Origin of the sequence: Chryseobacterium arthrosphaerae, assembly GCF_001684965.1 — a bacterium.
Classification (GTDB): domain Bacteria; phylum Bacteroidota; class Bacteroidia; order Flavobacteriales; family Weeksellaceae; genus Chryseobacterium; species Chryseobacterium arthrosphaerae.
Window position 1 is genome coordinate 2,083,162 of record NZ_MAYG01000001.1, and the last position, 21,862, is coordinate 2,105,023.

Consider the following 21,862-nt stretch of genomic DNA (forward strand, 5'->3'; position numbering starts at 1 on the left):
ATAACATGAGCAGACATAACAAAACATTTGCGCCCAGGGCTGAAAAGTCTGAGGCGCAAACCAATGATAATAAAGAGGATGAAAAAAAATATGAACAGATCAGTAATCAGGACAGTAAAATATCCCTCGCCAAAACAGAAGTTACCCAAATAACATATGGCCCTTTCAGAACCAGGGCATTCCGTAAAATAGAAACAGGCTCTGCCAGAATACAGCTTTTAGAAAGCGGGCCACATGTATTGATTCTTAATCAGGCTCTGAATGCATTAGGGCATAAAGTAGATGTAAACGAGGACACTTTTAGAGATAAAACCCAGATTGCACTCATTAATTTCCAACAAAAGAACGGGCTTACAGGCTCCGGAATTTTTGATAAGGAAACTTTGCTGAAAATGAATGAAGCCCTGGAAAATTTGCATAAAATGGAAGAAACATCTTCTCAGCAAAAAGAATCTCAAATCCTTCCTGCCTCTACTCCACCGGATGAAAAAGTACAGATAAGCGTCGGTGTTATTCCAATGAATATCAAAAGTAACCAGAAATTTTTTGAATACCTTGATATCCAGGTTTTTGGTCGAATTGTAGATGCTACATGGGATATTGGTAAAAATACCTACAAAAATTATATAGGAAAAGAAACTTCTTGCACTGTAAGCGTCTCCAGTCTAAAAAAACACTTAGGAATCACTGATCAACAGTGGGAAGCTATGTATAAGAGAAAAACTTCTGCTAAACCAAGCGCTGCTGAATTAAGAAATTTCGTTAAAGGACATTTAAAAAATCAGGAAAAAGCAATATCGGAAGAAATAAATGCCATTAAAAAAGAAGCAGGAGCTTTATCAGCAGATAAAAAACAATTTATCAGAGACGCAACAAGTAAGATCGACTATCTTCAAAACAGGCGTATTCTTGATTTATTAAAGCAATTATCTGATGGAGAAATGGCTGATTATAAGAACAAAGTTTCGAAAGAAACAACCGATCTGGCAGAGATTGAAGAATCACTTAAAGCGTATATTGAAACCCGGAATAAAAACCTTAAAAACCAAAACGAATTAGAAACTGTAAAAACTAAATTGTATGGTTTAGAAGATTTGTATGATCAATATATCAAATACACCAATATTTCTCCTACTACCAACATTGGTACCATTAAAGAACCTGTTATTGTAGTTAACCCAGTTCATATAACTGCAAATAAATCACTTACCCAGGCAATGATAGCCAATGGTTTTGCCAGTATTGAAGAATTTCAGACTTATATTACACGCTATGAAAATGCTTTTGAAACCGAAACTGTTCGTATTGGAGTCGAAATGTTACAACAATATAAACATACTTTATATGAAGAAGGAAAGAGACTAAATGATAATTTATTTTTAGACAACCTTTCACAAAGTATTATACAGTCAGGAGCTAAAGAGAATTATAAAAGTGGCGCTCAAATCAAAAGTGATTCAAAGAAAGTACTTGAACATGGAATAACTTACACTGATCAGCAAGAATATAGCCTTGGACAGAGCAAAATAAATAGTGCAAATAAATCTATAAGTGCTTTGGCAAGCCAAACATCATTAGTAAACGATCCTGATTTTGACAAAAAAGAATTTGCAAAGATCAGCAGTCCGGCAGATTTAAAAGCATTTTTACAAAATTATATTGCTTCACAAAACGAAAAAGTAGATCGTGTAATCAATAATATAAAAGAAAATCCGGAACATATTTATGAACTCGACAATTTATTTGAAGCCTCTTATAAAAAGCAGCACATTGAAAAGGGATCAATTTATGACAGCATCATTAGAGCAAAACATGAGCGCTTAAGGAATCTGAAAATACTATTGAGTATTTGTGAGGGTATTTTTGCTATAGCACTTATAGTGGTTACCTGGGGTGCGGCCACTCCGGTAGTCATTGCCGGCGGTGCTTTATCTTTAGCAGTGAGCATTGATGTTGCTTATGACACTATCAAGGAATATAAAAATAACAAAGAGTTTCATGATGTAGGCTTACTCTCCGATGATCCAAGTTTGGTTTGGGTAGTAATTGCCATTGCCGGTGTTGCCTTAGATGCAGGATCATTAGCTGCAGTACTGAGAGCCGCTAAACCTATTTCTGCAGCAGCCAAAGCTTTCAACAATGCCGAAGATGCAACAAAAGCATTAACCACATTAGAAAGTGATCTACTTAAAATTGAGGGCCTTGAAAGAAAAGTAAGGGAAAATATTGTTAAACAGGCTAAAATACAAGCCCAACAGCAAAAAATACTGGATGGCTTTGTAAAAGCCAGACAACTTACCTACGTAACCATACCAGGTTTAGCTAAAACAGGTGAATTATTGGCCAGAGCGGTATTTGCTATTCGAAAAGGAATTGTTACATTTGATAGTTTTGTAGCTGAGCTTAAACTGGCTAAACTCATAAGTGAGACAGGATTAAACCCCGAAGAGTTACTTTTGGTTAAAAATGCTTTTGAAAAGGCAAGAAACTTAGCCAAAGATGATAAGCTTGCTATCGAACTCGAAAAAGCAATAGCTGATAATGATCTTTCAAAGGTAAAAAATTTACTGGACGAAACAGAAAAGATTAAAGGAGAAAGAACAACTAAAAATATTATAGATGAATCAAAATTAACTAAAGAAAAGGAAACCAATCTTAAAGATAATAAAATTGAGGAAGAAGACATTTCCAATAATGGTAATAAGAAATTGTCCGAGTCTTCAATTAAAACAATAGAGCAAATAATTAATGAAACATCGGAGAAATTATCTCAGATGATACCTGGACTCTCAAAAGAACAAGCAGAATTTATCTTAAAATATGCATTTTCCAGAGATTCATCAGTTGTATTCGGTGGTAGTAGGATACGAGGTAATTATAAACCAAACAGTGACCTGGACGTAGGGTTTGGAAACTTAACGCAAAGCATGGCTTCTAAAATTATTAAGAAAAACAATGCTCTATTCGATTTAAAAATGGAAGAACTACAAATCGTTCCAGGTAAAGAAACAAATACAATTTCAAAAATAGAAACTCCTGAAGAGTTTTTTCAAAGATCAGGAATAAGAGATGGAGGAGATTTGAGAAAAGGTGAGCCCTATACCCCTTCAGGATCAATAACTGTAACTCCTCAAGGAGAAATTATTATAATACCCCCAAAAAAATAATACTATGAATAAAGCATATATCAACAATAATGAAATAAATATGAAAAGAATCAACTATTCACAAATAGATTTTGGTAAACTGGATACGAATGTTGATTATAATGAATATAGAATATTAATAAGTTTAAATGATTTTATAAATAAGATAAAACCAAAATATGATTCTTTTCTAGAAGAATATATTGAAGATGATAAGATAGATAACGATTTTACACCTATGTATGATGGAGCTGAAAATTATCCTGATTTTAATATGTTTATGAATCTGAAAAGTGATCAGAAAATACAGATAATAAATGGTTATTTTATATTTATAATATTGGGTGAATTTATAGATGATTATAGTGTAAATAATAAAGAAATATACTTACTTAAAAATTTAGAAAAGATTATCATCAATAGTGAGCATATTATATTTGAAGGTAAATCTACATATTTAGTTCAGTAATCTGAATAATAATAATAAATTGTAATTTTCCCTTAGCTTTCCGAAGTCTCCCGACTTCGGAAAGCTGTTATTCTGACATCCTCATCTCACAAAAAAGCACCAATTTTACAATCAATGCCCTTTTATTTTAACAGTCACTTCAAAAAGATTTCTTATTGAGTTTCGAGAACTCCTATGGCATAGGGCGTTTTATCATCCTTATTTTCAAAAATATAAAATCTGTAAGCGGTTGGTGAAACGTCATCTTTTACTAAGGAAATAAAGCCGGTTGGCACACATTGATCCAGCCCTTCTTCTATCACTTCTTTGAATAAGATCTTTTTGGGCTCTTCCCTGAGCAAAACCCATTTACCGGAGCATCCCAGCGTAGGATAAGAAACTGTAGTATTCTTTTTTGAAGACATATCAACGTTAATTGCCCAGGATTCGTTTTCGTTTTTTTGAAATCCGACGCCTGTAAGCTGCTGGGAAAATAATAAAGAGGACGATAATAAAGCGAAAGCCGAAATAAACTGATTCATGATTAAAATATTTAATTTGGGTTGCGAAAGTATGATATTTTTTACTTTTAGCCGGCATTAAATACCCATGATTTTTCAACTATTGTCATTCTGTACATTAATTAAAAGAAGCCCTGAACTCCAAAGGCGAGAAAGAGGTCCGGTTTTTAAATAAACGGTGGAAAGACTGTGGATGCTCAAATCCCAGATGGTAAGCTATTTCAGAGACAGACATTTCCGTGGTAGACAGCATTTCTTTAGCTTTTTCAATCAACCTGTTTTGAATGTGCTGCTGGGTGGTTTGCCCGGTCTGCACTCTAAGCATATCACTCAGGTAGTTCGGGCTGAGATTCAACTGCTCAGCAATAGAATGAACAGTAGGAATACCGTTCAGAATCAGCTGATCATTTTTAAAATACTCATCCAGTAAGCCCTCAAGCTTTGAAAGCAGATCATTGTTTATTTTTTTCCGGGTTAAAAACTGACGATTATAAAAGCGGTCACAATATTTCAATAAAAGCTCCAGGTTAGACACCAGAAGATCCTGGGTAAAGGAATCCATATTGGCTTCTATTTCCTGTTCTACATTCTCTATAATATCCATGATCGATTTTTCTTCCTTTTCAGAAAGATAGAGGGCCTCATTCGCTGTATAGGAAAAGAAACCGTAATCTTTGATCTTTGCAGCCAGTGGGTATCCCTGCAGAAAGTCAGGATGCACGGTCAGGACAAATCCTTCAACCTCGTTCAGCAGAATATCTTCAAACTGCACTACCTGATGAGGAGCCACAAAGTACATCATACCTCCGTCGAAATCATAATACTGCTGTCCATACCTGCATTTTCCTCCGGCACAGTCTTTTTTCAAAGCAACTACATAAAAATCGGTGGTTATTGCGCTGAGGATCGTTTCCGGTTCCAGCTTTACCTCATCAAAGCTGAATACACTGATCAGTGGATTTGAAGGCTTATTCAATCCCAGAGACTGATGCATAGCGTGTATTGACTGAACTTTTACCGGTGTTTTCATATTCGGATGTTCTGATTTTTTTATTAAATCACATAGCTGTATTGGATAGATAAATGATCATTCATATCTCTATATCCTATGTGTCTATGTTGTTAAAAATAAAACTTGTTAACCCTTCATCTAAGGTACTGATTTTATTTCTGGCTGGAAAGCTGCTCGTTTCTGATCTGGCTGATCCCCTGTTTATAAGATGTCACCTGAAAATCAGGAAATCTGTTTCTGAATTTTGAGTCATCAAATACATTATCATGTTCATATCTTGGAAGCAGTTCCAGTAATTCTTTCACTCTTTTATTGAACAAAGCACCAAATTTAAACACAAATTTAGGAACAACGGAATATTTCAGATCCCGGCCATAAATTCCGGAAGCGGTTCTGATAAATTCTCTGTAAGTGGGATGGCTTTTATCTACGGGAAGATGCCAGGTCTGGCCAAATGCATCCGGTGTATTTCCGATCAATGCTGTGGCGCGGCTTGCGTCCGGTGTCCATATCAGGCTTCTTTTTTTATTGGCACTTAATGGTACTTTCAGTTTTTTCCCTTCTTTGATCGTATTAAAAACCAGCGTATTGGTAATGCTCTGTGTTTTCCCCGGTCCGTAAAACTCGGGCGCGCGGCAGATCACGGCTTCCAGTTCACCGGACTGTATTTCCTTCAGAACCATCTCCGCCATTTCTCTTCGTACCCTGCCCTTTCTTCCTACCGAAGCAAATGTTGTATTTTCAGTCAAAACACGGTCATCCTGAGGATACATATACGTATTGTCAAAGAAGACCAGTTTAGTCCCATTCATCTTACAGGCATCAATCACATTGCGTAAAATAAGCGGAAACTGCTTTTCCCAAAGATCTGAACTGATCGGAAGTCCCAGTGTAAAATAAGCAATTTCACTGCCTTTTACCGCTTCAATAGCCTTTTCCCGGATCGAAAGGTCCGCTGAAAACACTTCATCCGTATCATTTATTTTTTTTGCCTCTCTGCTGACTATGCGGATATCTGATGTAAAATTTCTTTTCAGTTCTCTTGCCAGCTCTTCACCAATCTGTCCGTTGGCTCCTAATATTGTTTGCATATGATTTTATTTTTTGATGATTAACTGATGAGTAAAACCTTTTCCAATATCTGCCTCATCACTTTTTAAAATTTACATTACTTTTTTAAGCCAATGCATTTTTTTATCAGAGTAGGGCGGATATTTCCAGTCCGGTTCACCCCAATTCATTTTTTCAATCACTGATTTCTGATGCGAAAACGTGAGAAACCCAAATTCACCATGATAATTTCCTATTCCCGAGTTTCCTATTCCTCCAAACGGAAGATAATCACTTGTGATATGCATCAGCGTATCATTGATACATCCGCCACCGAAAGAGACTTTTTTCAAGAATTTACCTTTTTCATCCTCCTTCTTTGTAAACAGATAAGCTGCCAGAGGTTTTTCACCCTCTATGATCCCGTTAAGCATATCATCATAATCCGTATAGGAAATAACAGGAAAAACAGGGCCAAAAATTTCTTCCTGCATCACAGGATCTTCCCGGCTTACATTGTCCATGACCGTAGGTTCTATATACAGTGTTGTGCTATTGTAATTGCCGCCATATATAATTTTAGTTTCATCAATAAGTCCCAGTACACGATCAAAATTTCTTTTGTTGATGATGCTTGTATAATGTTCCGCCCCATCTGAATAATTGATTTCATCCAGTTTTTCTTTCATCAGTTGTAAAAGCTGAGGTTTCACAGATTCTTCCACAAGCAGATAATCAGGAGCGATACAGGTTTGCCCTCCGTTCAGAAACTTCCCCCACACCAGACGCTTTGCAGCAACTTCCAGATCGGCTGTTCCGGTAACAACCGCCGGAGATTTCCCACCCAATTCCAACGTAACAGGAACAAGATTTTTTGCAGCCGCTTCATAAACAATCTTTCCCACTTTCGGACTTCCTGTAAAAAATATCTTGTCAAATCGAAGTTTCAATAGTTCTGTAGTTTCCGGGATACCACCTTCTGCCACATATACATAATCCGAAGGAAAATTGTTATTGATAAGTTCTGCCAGAAGATGCATTGTATTTTCCGGAAGCTCGCTTGGTTTTATCATACAGGTATTTCCTGCTGCAATAGCGCTTACCATGGGACTCAAGGTCAGTTGATAGGGATAATTCCAGGCACCGATAATTAAGGTTACCCCCAATGGATCGTAATAAATATGGCTTTTCCCAGGCTGCAGGCTGAGTGCTGTTTTCACTTTATCAGGTCTGCTGAGCTGATCTAGGTTTTTCAGAAAAAAATCAATCTCATTGTATATCAGATTCAGTTCGGTAAGAAAAGTATCAAACCTGCCTTTACGAAAATCCTTATAAATTGCTTCGTAAAGCCTTTCCTCATTGGTTTTTAAAATATTCCTGAGCTTTGACAGGGTTTGTTTCCGAAAAGCCACATTTTTGGTCTGATGTGAGTAAAAAAAATCTCTTTGCGACTGAAATATTGTAGCGAAATCCATTTCATTGTATTTTAAAGATTACACCTGTTATTTTTTTAAATCCTCCGCCAATTCAGGAGTATAAAGGGCAGCCTGAAATTCCGGCTGATAATCATAACGCATCAGTTTTCCCAGATCCAGAGATTTGATAAAGGCAGATAACGGGCCATCGGTAAGAGAAAGCTGGACATCCTCTTTCTTTTTGCTGCTTGCTTTTTTCAATGCTCTTACGTCTGTATATCCGTGGGTCAGTTTGCCTTTTGTATCCAGATTGATGAAATTGGAGCGGGTAATATCGGGCTTGGCTTCTGCAATATCCAGCTTCTTTCCTTTGATCGAAAAATCCATTTTACCTGATTGATCGTAAAAACTAAAGGTCATTGAGTTTCCTGTATTACTATAATCAATCGGAATCAGCCATTTCGGTAAATTGTATCCCACCACGCCACGTACTCTGGCCAGCTCTGTGTCTACAGGGAGTTTCAGGACATATCCCCAAAGATTTTTATTTTTCAGCTCTCCCATCAGAGAAAATACACCCCAGTTTCCCGAATTGGGTTTTGTAGTGACAATTGAAATCGATAATTCATTATAAGAATCATTATCACAGTAATGATAGGCATAAGCTGTAATCGCAATCAATCCACGTCCGGGAGTAATGGAAATCGGCTTTACCACATCACGCACTTCTTTTGGTATCAGCTTTTTCAGGGTTTTCATATCAGCGGTATAAATGGCTGTAATACTGCTGTTGCTGTAATAGAAATTGGGTGAATAGGTTGTAAATCCTACTTCTTTTTTCTGTTTCTGAATCGTTTTGAACCAGCTCAGATCGATCTCCGGTGCTTCTTTTTCAATGACCGATAACGGCGGGTTTGAGCGAAATCTGTCATAAAGGCCATCCTTTACAACAGGCACCTGATGTCCTGCAAGGTCAATGATGGTCTGGTTGGGTCTGATGGTATCCATTGTCATGTGGTTTGTATTGGTTTCAGCCGTTACACCTGACAGTCTGCTATTTCCGTGGAAAGCGGCCATACTGTCGGAACAGACTGCCATACCGGCTATTGTAAGTGCTATTTTAAAAAGGTTCATATTCTGTTGTTTTTGTATGACAAAGTTCCGAAGAATACAGCCGGAAGGAGTATCTCAATTCCGGGAAGTTGTAACAGAATCTCTGTTCGGGAAAAAAACATTTTTTACCAACTATACAGTTCTGCTCACACCGGGTGCAAATACGTATTTTTCAAAACAAGTATTCTTCTTCTTATTCCGCATTATGGGCATCGCTAAATTTGTTATATCAAAAGCTTTTGACAGTGAAGATCTGAAATCACTCAAAAAACGAGGCGGAACCGAAAAGCCAGATGAGTAGGTTATTAACTCTTTAAAAACAAGAATCATGAATCATTACATCATTAAATCAATCGGAGGTGGCGGTGGCTCTCTCTTTGATATGTCTACCGTTCAATCTGTCGGCATCCATGCCGGGAAATATGTAGACCAGATCATCATCAATGGCGTTACTCATGGCGGCGGCGGTGGTGACAACGACGGGACTTTAATTCTGGAAGATGATGAATTCGTTGAACGGATTGATTACAGGGCCGGGAAATATATTGATTATATTAAATTCACTACCAACAAAAACCGCAGTATTGCAGGAGGAGGCAGAGGAGGCAGTGAAAATACGATTGACGGAAAACTCATTGCCATTTCCGGCCAAAGCGGAGAATATGTTGACAGTTTAAATTTTCTCTTGGAAACAAACTGATCTGACCGGGCAGAAAACAATCATCACACTGAAATATAATAAACAAATGATTACAAAAAAAATCGGGATTATTCAATTCCGATTTTTGATTTCCTTTTTATCTGTGCATTAGGGGCAATTAAAATTTTCTGCTATTTTGCTTTCTGAATGAAATCTGCCCATTGTTTATTGAGATATTCAACAGCCTGTTTCTTTTCACCGGCATTCAGAGACGAGTAATTGATGGAGTTGAAAACAAGTTTTTTCAGAGCTTTTACATCCAGTTCCCAATACACAAAAGCTACCCAGAAATCATAGCTGAGCCCTTCGTATCCATATACCGAAGGATCATCGCTGCTGATGGAACACTGTACTCCGTTACTGAGTAAAACTCTCGCCGGATGATTTCTAAGATCACTCACATATCCCAGAACCTGATTGCTGATCGGGCTTACTTCAACCAGTTTATTCTGCTGTCTGATCAGTTCCATCGTTTTCGGAAAATACATCAGATTCAGACCATGTCCTATTCTTTGGTTATTCAGCAAAGCAATATCCAGAACGTTTTTATTCGATACCGAATTGCTTTCGCCAGCATGCAGGAAGAGCGGCATTTCTACTCCATATTTCTTGGAAAGCTCTTTCAGTCTGACCCAGTTTCCCTGGAAATAATTAATACGCTTACCGGTAGCTTCATCTGCCACCAGATCAAATCCCGAAATCAGATCCGGATATTCCTTTTTAAACTCAAAAGCGGTTTCAAGCTGCTTTTCCACCTCATCCTGTTCTAAAAACTTAAAGCTTGAATAAATTAACTTCAGGGTAAACTGAGGATTGGTCTTGCGGATCTGTTTAACAACATCCTGCAAATCGGTAATGGCTGTTTTGGAAGGATATTTTCCGTGCTGAAAATCGTACAGATCACCAAAAATATATCTGACCTCTACGTGCTGTACATGATCTTTTACAAGGTCCTGAAAGCCTTTCAGATAATATTCTTTAAAAAACGGACGATAAGGAAGCAGCAGATTGATACGTTGAAAACGTTTCTCAAATTCAATCCAGTAATCGGTATAGGAACACAAGTTATCCCGCTTCAGGATGAGAAGATCCTGCAGTTCCTTTTCAAATCCGGGAGTAGAGATCAGTTTCTGATCAAGGTTCACAAAACCTCCGGGAACTTTCCCTTTCTCAAAAAAAGCCAGTTGACCATAAATATAGTCTCCGTGATCCTTTTGATCGTAGACATAACATTCTTTATATTTTCTTGCAGCCTCAATCACCCATTGCACATCAGTAAAACCTCCACTGTGGGTATGCAGCAAACCGCCTTTAGGCATTGTCCGGATGATATTAAACAGTTGACTGCTTTCGATCATCGGCTTTATTTCACTGAAAGACAGATTATTTAATGGTATTTTTTTCTCTTTCGCATCCTTTATGACCTGTTGTCTTAATTCTGACATTTTTTGATCCAGTGCTTTTTCAGCATCAGATAATTTCAGATCTGCATCAAAGGCAAGGTTCTCATTTTCCTGTTCCAATGAGGCCCAGTTCTTTTGATAACCGGAATTTTGATTTTCTTTGTTCTGAGCTCCCAACAGCGGAAATCCCAAAAGTAATATATAGGTAAAATATTTTCTCATCATAAATATTGGGTTAGATGTATACGATCAATCATTCCTAATGCTATTGAACGATTGACCCTGTGAATACAATAATTTCCAAAAATATAATTAATTTTTCTGGTAAAAAGAAGTATTGATTTTGAATAAAAGATCAGCACATTAGATATGATCAGGACCGGTAATCGCAAGATCCGGATAGAAGTCATATCATTAAATGTAGAGAATAGTGATGATAAAATGCTCTAGAAAGCTTTCTGTCACCAGATCACCTGATTCATTTATTTTGTTAAAATTAAAAAAAATTTCTTAAATCTGATCATGTGGCAGAATAATTCGTGTATTAATTTTTTATAAACTCAAAATGGCAGATTAAATGATGAGTGATCAGTACAGTTCTTCTCTGTAGACTCTTTTCCCAAGATAGAAAAGCTCGTGTTTCTTAAGATTCACATTATCCTCAAAAATATCATGAACAAAATGGATGAGTTCATTGACTTTTTCTTTCTGTGTAATTCTGATCCGGGACTCAAAATTAGTGGTAAACCCGCTCCTGGTATAGTTCAGCGATCCGAGGTAAGCCACCCTCCTGTCGATCACATAAATCTTTGAATGCAGGAATTTACTTTCGTAACGGCTGTTCCTGATAAATTTGAAGTTCAGGTTTTCAGAGTAATGGTATTTGTAAATCTCCATTTTTTCCACTTCGGTCTTCTTTTCCCAGCATAGGTAAAACCCATAAAGTGAGGCGATTGAAATCAGGAGTGCAAAAAAATTATTGGCACTGATGAGGTCATCAATGATATGAATACCGAAATAGGCCAGCGAAATAATCCCCAGGCACAGCAAAGCAATGGCAGCCAGAAAGTACATGCTCTTCAGACTTTCCCTCTTTTCTTTTTTCTTTACATCTGTTACCTTATGCTGATGGATAAGCTTCCGGAGAACATCTTCATATTGCTCAGGCCGCAGATCACTGAATGCCAGTCTTACCTTCACCTCCCTGTTCTTCAGCATCAGAAGGTCATCTACTTTCGATTCATCAATATAAGGTGAGATGATCAAAACTTCTTCCTGCGCATTCAGAATATCCTTATTCAACTGGTTTCCTGCATTTTGCCCAACAAAGACTTCAACACCTTCCTTATTTTCGGCATCAATTTTAAAATAATATTTTTGGTGTTCCCTGTAATACACTTTGCTTTTTCTTAAATTCTATTCGGATGATGGTGTCTTCAAATATGCTGAATGCCTGTTCAGGAGCTAACAGACATGACAGGATATTTTTCAGGCCGCAAATTTACATTTCTTTTCCGGGTATATTTTACGGTTTGGCATAAATGGATAAAGAAAATTTCATTCTTCTGAAAACAATCATGCAATCTCCGACATAATAAGGATAAAATCAGTAAAACAAACAAATCAGTGATATAAAATAAACAAAAAGTCTACAAAAACAATAGACTAATATTATTAACTTTTATTCATCTCTGAATTTTTAAATGGATCAGGCACTCAAATCAAAATTAAAACATTGATATTCAAAATGTTAAATATCTCAATTCAATTACCCTACTAAAATAGTAGACTTATATGATATTTCTCATACCCTCTTTTAACAAAGTTTTATGAATTATTAAATAATTTTGACCCAGTTAAAAAAAATATAAACTTTATTCTCATGAATAAGAACAACTTTGATTCTTACCTATACACCATCAAGGCTGCGTTACCTGCTCAACAAAATTGTTCTGCAGTACCTGCTTTTTCACAACACGATCTTATTTCCCAATATATGTGTTCTGATATGATGTGCCCAATGATGATGTCATAACTTTCAAGGAAATACAATCATTACTGTAGGAATTAAAGCAGATTATTCCAAGCTTCTTTAATCCGGATACCTCTCCTGTAATTTTTTAACATTCTACCTCTCATAACCTCCCTGAAAAAGGAGGCGGGGAACTGTTTTCTTTCATTAGCAGAGGCCGGCAGTAATACACACATTCAATTTTAAACCTAAGATTAATATAATGAGAAAAAAACAATGCAAAATTGGTGTATTGGCTGTGGTTCTGTCTGCACAATATGCCTTTGCACAAACCAAAGACAGTCTTTCGAAAGAGACTTCCATCAAAGAAGTGGTGGTGGTAGCTTTCGGAAAGCAGAAAAAAGAAGAAATAACAGGATCTGTACAGTCTCTGAAAGCAAAAGACCTGTCTAATCTTCAAAACGGGAATATCCTTCAGGGCATCGGGGGTAAGGTGGCCGGAGTACAGGTCATCTCTTCCGGGCAGCCGGGTTCACAACCTACCATCAGAATGAGAGGAATAGGTTCCATCAACGCATCCAGCGATCCGCTGATTGTACTGGACGGTATCCCTTACAGCGGAAACCTGAACAGTATCGCCGCATCAGATATTGAAAGTATTTCCTTTCTTGAAGATGCCTCTTCCAATGCTCTTTATGGTTCCAGAGGAGCCAACGGTGTTATTATCGTAAATACCAAACGGGGAAAAAATAAAGGGCTAAGCATTGAAGCTGATGTGAGAACCGGAGTCAATTTCAGATCCATCCAGGATTATTCCGTTTTTACTTCCCCTCAGGATTATTACACAGCTTTTTATAACAGGGGAAGAATCGGAGAAATCGCAAGATTAAAACAGCCGGGAGCTGTTCCTACCGGAAATACACCTCACGATGTGGGTCTGGCTGCACTTAACAGATTGGGATATAATGCCTATAACGTACCTTTCAGCCAACTGATCGGAAAAGACGGTACTTTCAATCCTGATGCACAGCTTCTTTATCAGGATAACTGGAAAAAACTGCTTTTCAGACCTGCCCTGAGAAGGGAGGCAACGTTGGGAATCAATGCCAATGGCGATCAGGTGAAGTCTTATACTTCTCTTAATTATCTGGATGATAAAGGATATCTGATCTCCTCCGGATTTGAGAGATTTGGGATAAGGTCCAATGTAGACTATTCCATCACATCAAAATTAAAACTGACCAGCGCCCTGTCTTATACCTACAGCAAACAGGACTTCGGGGAAACCGGCGGTTTTTCCAATCCATTCCAGTTTGCCAGAAACATCTCCCCTTTTTATCCAGTATTTCTCAGGGATGATAATTACCAGAGATTGTATGACAGCCATGGAAATGCATTGTACGATTATGGAGACGGGCAGGGCCCTAACGGAGCCACGAGATCATATGCCGTTTTTGAAAATCCGGTAGGGAATCTCCAGAAGGATAAATCCCAGACGGTAAGCAATATCACCAACCTTAATCTCGGATTAAATTATGAGATTATTAAAGGACTGGACTTTACCTATAATTTCGGGGCCTATCTTGAAAATGTAAAAAACCTTCAGTTCGGAAATACGGAAGGTGGAACCTCTTCTTCTGTAGGCGGAACAATTACCCAGGGATCAATATTCAAATATACCCTGAATCATCAGCAATTGCTTACTTATCAGAAGAAGCTGGGGAAACATAATTTCAACATTCTGATTGGGCATGAGCTGAATAAAATAAAGAATGAAGGCTTTTCAGGAACCAAGCAGCAGCTTTTATTACCAGACTCACATTCTTTTGATAATGCCGTAAAGATCACCGATCTTTCAGGAAATGGTTACGAATATGCTGTAGAAGGATATTTTTCAAGGTTACTTTATAATTATGACGGAAAATATTTCTTTAATGCCAACATCAGAAGAGACGGCTCATCTGTATTTTCACCGGAAAGCAGATGGGGAAATTTTTACGGATTGGGTGCCGCATGGAATGTAGCAAAAGAAGATTTCCTTAAGGACAACAGGGTGATCAATTCTTTAAAACTGAAAGCGTCTTACGGACAGCAGGGAAATGACAATATCCTTCTGGATGCTACTAACAGAGATTATTATGCCTATCAGGATATCTACGGAATCAACAATTTTGGTGATGGAAAACCGGTTTTATCCCTTAAAAAGCAGGGAAATAAAGACCTGAAATGGGAAACTTCCAAAAACCTGAACGCAGGATTTGAAATTTCTCTTTTGAAAAACAGGATAACGCTGAATGCAGATTATTTTGAAAGAAAAGTGTCTGACATGATCTATACCCTTCCCCTTCCTCCCTCCAATGCCGGATCTTATGTGAAATACGGAAACATCGGGGATATGACCAATCGCGGGGTACAGGCTAACATCAATGTTGATATTTTCCGTACGGAGCAGTTCCAATGGAGTATCTATGCCAACGCAACCCACTATAAAAATAAGATTACACGGTTACCTGCCGAACAGAGAAATACAGGTCTCGTTACAGGCTTATTCATTCTCACCGAAGGTGGAGACCGGTATACCTACTATCTGAAAGAGTTCGCAGGTGTAAACCCTGATAACGGGGATGCTCTGTGGTACCGCACCGTCATCAACCCGGTTACTCACCAGCAGGAAAAGGTGATCACCAACAATTATAAGGAAGCAACCGATTATAACACAGGAAAATCAGCAATTCCGAAGGTATACGGAGGATTCGGGACGGATGTGAGCTATAAGAGATTCAATCTTGCAGTAAATTTTGCCTACCAGTTTGGAGGATATGGCTATGATGATATTTACAGGAGCTTATTCCATTCTGATACTTACGGCTCTAATTATTCTACTGATCTGAATAAAACATGGACGCCTGAAAATCCTACAGCAGCATTACCAAGAGTTGATCTTACAGCAACCAATCAGAACGGAAACTCAACCCTGTACCTGATCAAATCAGACTATATCAGTCTTCAGGATGTAACACTCTCTTATCAGCTACCTGACGCTTTTGCACAACAGGCGGGCTTATCAGGTCTGAAAGTTTATTTCACAGGAAACAACCTCTACCTATGGTCTAAAAGAAAAGGCTATGACCCGAGGGCTTCCCTGACCGGAGTGTCTGATCCCTACAGATATTCTCTGTTATCCAGTGTTTCTGTAGGTTTTAAATTAACATTTTAAAAGAAAACAATGAAAAAAATAAAATACTTTGTAGCTGCACTTGCCATAGGCCTTATTACCAACAGCTGCGCCAGCGATCTGAATACTTTACCGGAAGGAGATATATCCGGTGAACAGCTGAATGATGATCAGTCCAAGCCTGAAAAGATATTAGGCGGAATTTACCTAGATCTCCGAAGCAACGGAGCCGGAGGAACCACTTCCCATTCCGATTTCGGGATTATGGGGATAAAAGCGGGCGCTGACCTGATGTCTAATGACGTCATCCAGTCTACCAATCAGCACCTGGGAATGTTTTATAATTATGAAGCGACCAACGCCAGTAATCTGGCTTCGGAAATCGTATGGACTACTTTTTATGCAAGAATATTCGTCATCAATAAGCTTCTTGATGATCTGCAGAATGATGGAAATGCAAAGAACAAAGCCATCAGAGGACAGTTGCTGGCACTAAGGGCTTATTCTTATTTCTATCTGGTACGATTCTATGCTCATGATTATAAAGGACATCCGTCTGATCCGGGACTTCCGCTGGTACTTACAAGCAGTAATCCTAACCAGGGACTTCCAAGATCAACAGTGTCAGAAGTCTATGGGCAGATCACCAAAGACATTGAAGAATCTATCGGCCTGCTTGACAGCTTTGCACGACCATCGAGAGCACAGATTGACCAGAGAACGGCAAAAGCTATTGCGGCTGAGGTATTTCTGCAAACGGGGGATTATGCAAAAGCAGGTAAATATGCTGATGAAAGTAAACAGGGCATTGCCCTGATGACTGAAAACGAGTATACTACCACAGGATTTTCCAACATCAATAATCCTGAAGTGATATGGGGTTTCCATAATACGATTTCTACAATGAGTATCGGAAACTACTATGCTTCTTTCTTCTCAATGTTTGATAATACCAACGAGGGCTATGCCGGGGCCGCACAAATCCGGAAGCTTATAGATAAACGGCTTTATGAAGCCATTCCGGAAACAGATTACCGGAAAAAAGTATTCAATGGAAGCCAGAGTGCCCAGTACACCTTTAACGGGAAAACGAAAAATTATCCGGCCTACGTAAGCTGGAAATTTAAAGATCCCAGTCTCTTTGAAGGAGATTATATCTATATCAGGGCTTCCTCTCTGTATTATATAGAAGCTGAAGCACTGGCAAGACAGGGACGGGAAGCCGAGGCAAGACAGGTCCTGTTTGACATCACTTCAAAAAGGGATAAAAACTATACACTATCAACAAAAGCAGGAAACGATCTGATCAACGAAATCATCCTGCAAAAAAGGATAGAACTTTGGGGCGAAGGCTATGCATGGTTTGATATGAAACGACTGAATACCCCACTGGAAAGAATCTACACGGGTACGAACCATACTTTCGGAAGGTTTAACCTTACCCCTGATAAATTCAGATTCCAGATACCGAATAAAGAGATTAATAATAACCCACAAATCAAACAGAATGAGTAAATAAACAGAACACGAGCTGAAAAGCACAGCAATTTTAATATATTTGACTGAATGCTGTCTCCTATGTTTACAAAGTAAAATGCAGGAGACAGCTTCTTTATGTTTTCAGTACATCATCTTTTTTGATAAGGTCCTTTTACCATCAGGTATCAGTTTTTTAATCAAACTTAATGAACATCTGGTCAAAGTTCAAGGTCATTGTATTGAACTGACGGATGACATCCTGCCCCATATTTCCGTAAACGTTTTCTTTATTAATTTTAGATTTCAACAGGCTGATGTCTTTCAACGGGATTTCTTTTCCAAGTATATGAAAAGTATGATTCACCTTAAAGCCATCATATTCCGCCTTTCCTCCTGCTCCACCCATACTGATTTTGGAGGGCTTATACTGCGCATCAATATTTTTTTTATTTTCCTGATAAAAAGGAGCATATAAGATGGTATGGTCAGCACCGGTATCAAAGGTAAAATGTTTACCATCCACAAAAATAAGCGGCGTAAGACCATCAATTGCCATATTGGACGGGCCGGATATTTTCGTTTCTTTTTCAGGCACTATAAAATAGTCGTCCTGGGTGAGCTGCACTTCTTTTAAAGCTTCTATTACCGGAAATCCTAAAATTCCATTGATCTGATAGCTGATTTGCGGAAAGCTGAGCGCCTGATCTGCAAACACAAGGAAGACTGCATTTTCGACGGTAATATTCCCAAGCGTCAGTTTTTCACATACTGCGAGATCCGCTTTTACAGCAATACCGGTGATGGCATCCACATCAATATCTGCGGGAATGATTTTCATTTTTAAACGTTTTGCCGTACTTGCCGAAACGGTAGAAATATTAGCTCCCGTATCAAAGATAAAGTTCATGGAATCTCTCCCTGTTGTTATGGTAAGGTTTTTCAGGTTAGCAACATCCTTTTTCATTTTCACGCGGGTATTGCCGTTTCTTATTACTTTTTGCCCCGGCTGTTTTTCCAGAGCCGTCCAGATTTTCAGATTGTTTTTCAGATCGGTTCTTTCTTCTTCCGTAAGCAGATCATTATATTTTTGAAGGGTTACCAGTACAGCATTTTTGGCTCCTGAATAATCATACTGTTTCATACAGTTGTCTTCTTTAATATGCGAAATCTTAAGCATAAGTGAATCGGGAAGCTCCGTTTTCAACCCTGAAAGTGCAAGAATTTTCTGATTGGATTCTTCAGGTTTATTGAATGCATTGTCTAGAACCGCCTCTGTAAAATACCGGTAGTCTGCCGGTAATTTTTGCTTCATTTCCCTAAACATATCCCGTGCTTTAAAGAAATTCTTATCTTTTATCTGGCCGTATATATTTTCAAATTCCAAATGACGGTGCTGCCCAGATCCTGCAACAGACAATAACAACAGCATAAATAATGAAAGTCTTTGCATCGTTTTTTTCTTTAACGCCGGTATTTTCAAACATTTTCTCATAGATAACGGCATTACAGCTCCTGGATTCTTCATAGCAATAGTATGGGTATTTGAAAGTTGACAATTCAAACTGCTAATTTATTTTAAAAATGGGATCACCGCTTATTTTTCTCTTATAAATCTTATCAGTTCATCCGGAATCCCTCTAAAATAAGGTAAAACAAATGGCATCATTGGTTGAAGTGATGCCATTCTATACAATTTGATAATCAATAAAATTAGTTTTTATCCTGCTTATATTTTTCGAATTCTTTAAGTTTACGCTTCATCAGTTCAATTTCATCGGCTTGTGTTTCAAGGATATTCTTTTTCAGCCTGATCAGGTCCGGGTCATTAAGTTTTGCTTTTTCAGACATCAGTAACGCTGCGGCATGATGCGGGATCATTCCTTTTACAAACTGCCTGTCGCCAATATTGATCTGCTCCCGGATTCCCAACCATGAAAATACACCAAGAATAACTGCTATTACACCAATGATCCGGTTTATCTTCGGATGGGTATACATTCTTCTCATCATCCATAATTCGATCAGCATCATTACGGAAACCATCAGCAGCGTCATATACAGGTTATTCAGATTCGGAATAAGATTCTCAAAACCGTCAATCATAGCAAACATAATGAAATACATTGCAACAAACATCACCACAGCCATGAGGGCAAAGCGCCAATACATGGAATATGCTGAATGCCTCTCTTCATTTCCCGAAGAATGATCCATCTCTGTATGTTGCCGGCTTTTCATCATAATAAACTGATCATGTCAGACTGATCCCGGACACGTATCCAGAACGCTGATCTTCAGGTATAAAAATACAGCTATTTATCGAAATGGTTTATGCGTCTGGTCATAACCGCCAATTTAAAAACGTTAACTTTTCCTCAGTTCTGTCTTTGATCCTGATAAAATTTTGGTTTGATTTTTTTAATGATCAAATCCTGCAGTTTTTCGGGTTCGGTGTTGAAAATGGTATGACCTGATTTTTTGAACCAAAAAAGCTTTTTATTCTTAGCTTTTACAGACTGATAATATTGTTCGGCAATGGTATAATAAGACTGATTATCTCCGCTTCCGATGAAAAAATAAACGGGACATTGTATCTCAGGAACGGTACTGAATAAATTTGTTTTTGCATTCTCTTTCCAGACCGGAAACCAGGTATCCATCCATTTATAATAGATTTTCCTGAAATCTTCGGTTCCTGCACCTTCTACTCCGTTGTGAATGAAGAGCCATTTCTGAGCCAGAAAAAAATCATCCTTATTACGCAACGGTATTTTTATGCTTTCCAATTCCCTGATCGCATCATTGTTTTCTGTTTTTGCTGCCCATTTTTTAAGGGAGTTCACTGATAAAAGAGCACTCTTATCAGCATCGATCACCGGACTGACAGGAATATAGGCATACAGCAGCTCAGGATGTTTTACCGCTATATCAAATCCCATGACGGAACCCCAGGAATGAGAGAGTAGGAATATTTTCTTCTGCCGGAATTTTTCTATCAGATAGCTGACGACTTCCAGGGCATCTTTTTTAAGTAAATCAGGGCTAAGATCACTGGATGAGTTGTTGAGTTCCTCTGTTTTCGGGGTCCCCCTCTGATCCCAGTTGACCACTACAAATTCTTTCTTCAGCTTATCTGTAAAACCGTCAGACATCGCTGTCAGTGATTTACCAGGTCCTCCATGCAGGATCAAAAGAACAGGATTTTCCTTATTATCCCCTTTTATACTGATCAACTGTCTGATCCCACCAATCCGGACAATCTCCGCAGTATCAATTTTTGTCTGGGCCGGACTCATAAAGCAGATCAAACAAAGGACAGAAAGCAGGAAATTAGTTTTCATTCAATTTTAATTTTTAGTACACATCCGGAATCTTACACCGTAATCAATAACAGGATATTGTTTTTCACCTTCAATATAGGAAAATACCCTACACCATGGATTATAAAAACAAAAATCATTTCTTTTCAATTTTCAGTATAAAGAAATACATATATTTGAGGCAATAAAAAATTCATAAAATAACCTTGTAAAAAATGAAGAAGGAATCCATTTTCACAGTATTATTACTGTTTTTAAGCATATCACTTTTTTCACAGCAGAAAACAGTTCCGGATTTAACCCAACAGCTTACAACCCTTATTGCCGGGAAAAAAGCTGATGTAGGGGTTTCCATTATTGCGCCTTATAAAAGAGAAATTATCCAGATCAATGGCAACCGCCTCTACCCTATGCTCAGTACGGTAAAATTTCCTATTGCCCTTACCATTCTCCATAAGGTTGAAAAAGGAGAATTATCTTTACAGCAAAAACTTTTCATCAAGAAAGAAGAACTCTTAGAAGATACATGGAGTCCTTTCAAAAAGGAATATCCTGAAGGAAATATTGAGATCAGCCTTGAAGACGCTATAAAATGGATGGTTTCCTACAGTGACAATAACCTGACCGACATCCTGCTGAGGTTAATCGGCGGCCCGGAACCTGTGCAGAAGTTCATCAACAGCAAAAATTTTATCATTAAAAACAATGAAGAAGACATGCATAAAGACTGGCAGTCTCAGTTCATTAATACAATCACTCCCAATGAAGCTACCAGGCTGCTTGAGAAATTCTACAATGGAAAGTTCCTGAATAAAAAGCATACCCAATGGCTTTATATGGCCATGATAAATAATGCTTCCGGGGCAAAAAGGATCAAAGGAAATCTTCCGAAAACCGTGAAAGTAGCCCACCGTACAGGCACTTCGTTCACCAACAAAGAAGGTATGACAGGCGCTGTAAATGATTTTGGAATTATAGAACTTTCAGACAAGGAAAGAATATACATCGCCGTTTTTGTGCATGATACCTACGAAACATTTGAAAACGCAGAGGCCATTATTGCCGATATTGCCAAAGCAACCTATGACTACTATCACAAAAAATAAAC

General features: G+C 38.1%; 17 protein-coding genes. 7 read left to right on the forward strand and 10 right to left on the reverse strand.

Features of this window, described 5'->3' with window-relative positions:
- The first annotated feature begins 5 nt into the window (after positions 1–5).
- Both BBI00_RS09410 and BBI00_RS09415 read left to right on the forward strand, forming a co-directional pair.
- Positions 6–3,167: a peptidoglycan-binding domain-containing protein gene (locus BBI00_RS09410; protein WP_065398521.1), complete on the forward strand. Its 3,162-nt coding sequence runs from the start codon at positions 6–8 to the stop codon at positions 3,165–3,167.
- Positions 3,168–3,171: 4 nt separating this feature from the next.
- Complete coding sequence (locus BBI00_RS09415; RefSeq protein WP_065398522.1) at positions 3,172–3,615, forward strand: hypothetical protein; 444 nt, start codon at positions 3,172–3,174, stop codon at positions 3,613–3,615.
- Positions 3,616–3,767: 152 nt separating this feature from the next.
- Here the strand turns inward: BBI00_RS09415 and BBI00_RS09420 are convergent, their stop codons facing one another.
- From BBI00_RS09420 to BBI00_RS09440, 5 genes are all read right to left on the reverse strand, one after another.
- Positions 3,768–4,136 (reverse strand): hypothetical protein, encoded by a 369-nt coding sequence (locus BBI00_RS09420; RefSeq protein WP_065398523.1) that lies wholly within the window; start codon positions 4,134–4,136, stop codon positions 3,768–3,770.
- A 97-nt stretch (positions 4,137–4,233) separates the two neighbouring features.
- Positions 4,234–5,145, reverse strand: a complete 912-nt coding sequence (locus tag BBI00_RS09425; RefSeq protein WP_083988466.1) for a helix-turn-helix domain-containing protein — start codon at positions 5,143–5,145, stop codon at positions 4,234–4,236.
- 134 nt (positions 5,146–5,279) lie between these two features.
- Complete coding sequence (locus BBI00_RS09430) at positions 5,280–6,218, reverse strand: NAD-dependent epimerase/dehydratase family protein (protein WP_065398525.1); 939 nt, start codon at positions 6,216–6,218, stop codon at positions 5,280–5,282.
- Positions 6,219–6,290: 72 nt separating this feature from the next.
- Positions 6,291–7,652, reverse strand: a complete 1,362-nt coding sequence (locus BBI00_RS09435; protein WP_065398526.1) for an aldehyde dehydrogenase family protein — start codon at positions 7,650–7,652, stop codon at positions 6,291–6,293.
- Between the two features lie 27 nt (positions 7,653–7,679).
- The gene (locus BBI00_RS09440) at positions 7,680–8,726 is read right to left on the reverse strand and encodes an acetoacetate decarboxylase (ADC) (RefSeq protein WP_228394744.1); all 1,047 of its coding nucleotides are present in this window, start codon (positions 8,724–8,726) and stop codon (positions 7,680–7,682) included.
- A 16-nt stretch (positions 8,727–8,742) separates the two neighbouring features.
- Between BBI00_RS09440 and BBI00_RS09445 the strand changes: the two genes are divergently transcribed.
- Positions 8,743–9,006: a hypothetical protein gene (locus tag BBI00_RS09445; protein ID WP_065398527.1), complete on the forward strand. Its 264-nt coding sequence runs from the start codon at positions 8,743–8,745 to the stop codon at positions 9,004–9,006.
- Positions 9,007–9,033: 27 nt separating this feature from the next.
- Positions 9,034–9,405, forward strand: coding sequence for a jacalin-like lectin (locus tag BBI00_RS09450; protein WP_065398528.1), 372 nt, complete (start codon positions 9,034–9,036; stop codon positions 9,403–9,405).
- Positions 9,406–9,536: 131 nt separating this feature from the next.
- On the opposite strand, the gene BBI00_RS09455 is transcribed toward BBI00_RS09450, so the two are convergent.
- Both BBI00_RS09455 and BBI00_RS22945 read right to left on the reverse strand, forming a co-directional pair.
- Positions 9,537–11,033, reverse strand: coding sequence for an amidohydrolase family protein (locus tag BBI00_RS09455; protein WP_065398529.1), 1,497 nt, complete (start codon positions 11,031–11,033; stop codon positions 9,537–9,539).
- Positions 11,034–11,396: 363 nt separating this feature from the next.
- Positions 11,397–12,206: a phospholipase D-like domain-containing protein gene (locus BBI00_RS22945; RefSeq protein ID WP_123902254.1), complete on the reverse strand. Its 810-nt coding sequence runs from the start codon at positions 12,204–12,206 to the stop codon at positions 11,397–11,399.
- Between the two features lie 836 nt (positions 12,207–13,042).
- Between BBI00_RS22945 and BBI00_RS09465 the strand changes: the two genes are divergently transcribed.
- Positions 13,043–15,997, forward strand: coding sequence for a SusC/RagA family TonB-linked outer membrane protein (locus BBI00_RS09465; RefSeq protein WP_065398530.1), 2,955 nt, complete (start codon positions 13,043–13,045; stop codon positions 15,995–15,997).
- 9 nt (positions 15,998–16,006) lie between these two features.
- Entirely contained in the window at positions 16,007–17,470 is a 1,464-nt protein-coding gene (locus BBI00_RS09470; RefSeq protein WP_065398531.1) for a RagB/SusD family nutrient uptake outer membrane protein, read from the forward strand.
- A gap of 157 nt (positions 17,471–17,627) precedes the next feature.
- On the opposite strand, the gene BBI00_RS09475 is transcribed toward BBI00_RS09470, so the two are convergent.
- The 3 genes from BBI00_RS09475 to BBI00_RS09485 form a co-directional block, all read right to left on the reverse strand.
- Positions 17,628–18,959, reverse strand: a complete 1,332-nt coding sequence (locus BBI00_RS09475; protein ID WP_065398532.1) for a retropepsin-like aspartic protease — start codon at positions 18,957–18,959, stop codon at positions 17,628–17,630.
- 185 nt (positions 18,960–19,144) lie between these two features.
- Entirely contained in the window at positions 19,145–19,648 is a 504-nt protein-coding gene (locus BBI00_RS09480; RefSeq protein WP_083988538.1) for a DUF305 domain-containing protein, read from the reverse strand.
- A 161-nt stretch (positions 19,649–19,809) separates the two neighbouring features.
- Positions 19,810–20,775: an alpha/beta fold hydrolase gene (locus tag BBI00_RS09485; RefSeq protein WP_065398534.1), complete on the reverse strand. Its 966-nt coding sequence runs from the start codon at positions 20,773–20,775 to the stop codon at positions 19,810–19,812.
- A gap of 194 nt (positions 20,776–20,969) precedes the next feature.
- Here BBI00_RS09485 and bla point away from each other — a divergent pair, with 194 nt between their 5' ends.
- Complete coding sequence (bla, locus tag BBI00_RS09490) at positions 20,970–21,860, forward strand: class A beta-lactamase (RefSeq protein ID WP_065398535.1); 891 nt, start codon at positions 20,970–20,972, stop codon at positions 21,858–21,860.
- Positions 21,861–21,862 lie beyond the last annotated feature (2 nt).

Excerpts from the sequence above, each read along its gene's own strand:
- BBI00_RS09410 (WP_065398521.1), top strand. The coding sequence starts at position 6 with ATGAGCAGACATAACAAAACATTTGCGCCCAGGGCTGAAAAGTCTGAG.
- BBI00_RS09415 (WP_065398522.1), top strand. The coding sequence starts at position 3,172 with ATGAATAAAGCATATATCAACAATAATGAAATAAATATGAAAAGAATC.
- BBI00_RS09420 (WP_065398523.1), bottom strand. The coding sequence starts at position 4,136 with ATGAATCAGTTTATTTCGGCTTTCGCTTTATTATCGTCCTCTTTATTA.
- BBI00_RS09425 (WP_083988466.1), bottom strand. The coding sequence starts at position 5,145 with ATGAAAACACCGGTAAAAGTTCAGTCAATACACGCTATGCATCAGTCT.
- BBI00_RS09430 (WP_065398525.1), bottom strand. The coding sequence starts at position 6,218 with ATGCAAACAATATTAGGAGCCAACGGACAGATTGGTGAAGAGCTGGCA.
- BBI00_RS09435 (WP_065398526.1), bottom strand. The coding sequence starts at position 7,652 with ATGGATTTCGCTACAATATTTCAGTCGCAAAGAGATTTTTTTTACTCA.
- BBI00_RS09440 (WP_228394744.1), bottom strand. The coding sequence starts at position 8,726 with ATGAACCTTTTTAAAATAGCACTTACAATAGCCGGTATGGCAGTCTGT.
- BBI00_RS09445 (WP_065398527.1), top strand. The coding sequence starts at position 8,743 with ATGACAAAGTTCCGAAGAATACAGCCGGAAGGAGTATCTCAATTCCGG.
- BBI00_RS09450 (WP_065398528.1), top strand. The coding sequence starts at position 9,034 with ATGAATCATTACATCATTAAATCAATCGGAGGTGGCGGTGGCTCTCTC.
- BBI00_RS09455 (WP_065398529.1), bottom strand. The coding sequence starts at position 11,033 with ATGATGAGAAAATATTTTACCTATATATTACTTTTGGGATTTCCGCTG.
- BBI00_RS09465 (WP_065398530.1), top strand. The coding sequence starts at position 13,043 with ATGAGAAAAAAACAATGCAAAATTGGTGTATTGGCTGTGGTTCTGTCT.
- BBI00_RS09470 (WP_065398531.1), top strand. The coding sequence starts at position 16,007 with ATGAAAAAAATAAAATACTTTGTAGCTGCACTTGCCATAGGCCTTATT.
- BBI00_RS09475 (WP_065398532.1), bottom strand. The coding sequence starts at position 18,959 with ATGAAGAATCCAGGAGCTGTAATGCCGTTATCTATGAGAAAATGTTTG.
- BBI00_RS09480 (WP_083988538.1), bottom strand. The coding sequence starts at position 19,648 with ATGGATCATTCTTCGGGAAATGAAGAGAGGCATTCAGCATATTCCATG.
- BBI00_RS09485 (WP_065398534.1), bottom strand. The coding sequence starts at position 20,775 with ATGAAAACTAATTTCCTGCTTTCTGTCCTTTGTTTGATCTGCTTTATG.
- bla (WP_065398535.1), top strand. The coding sequence starts at position 20,970 with ATGAAGAAGGAATCCATTTTCACAGTATTATTACTGTTTTTAAGCATA.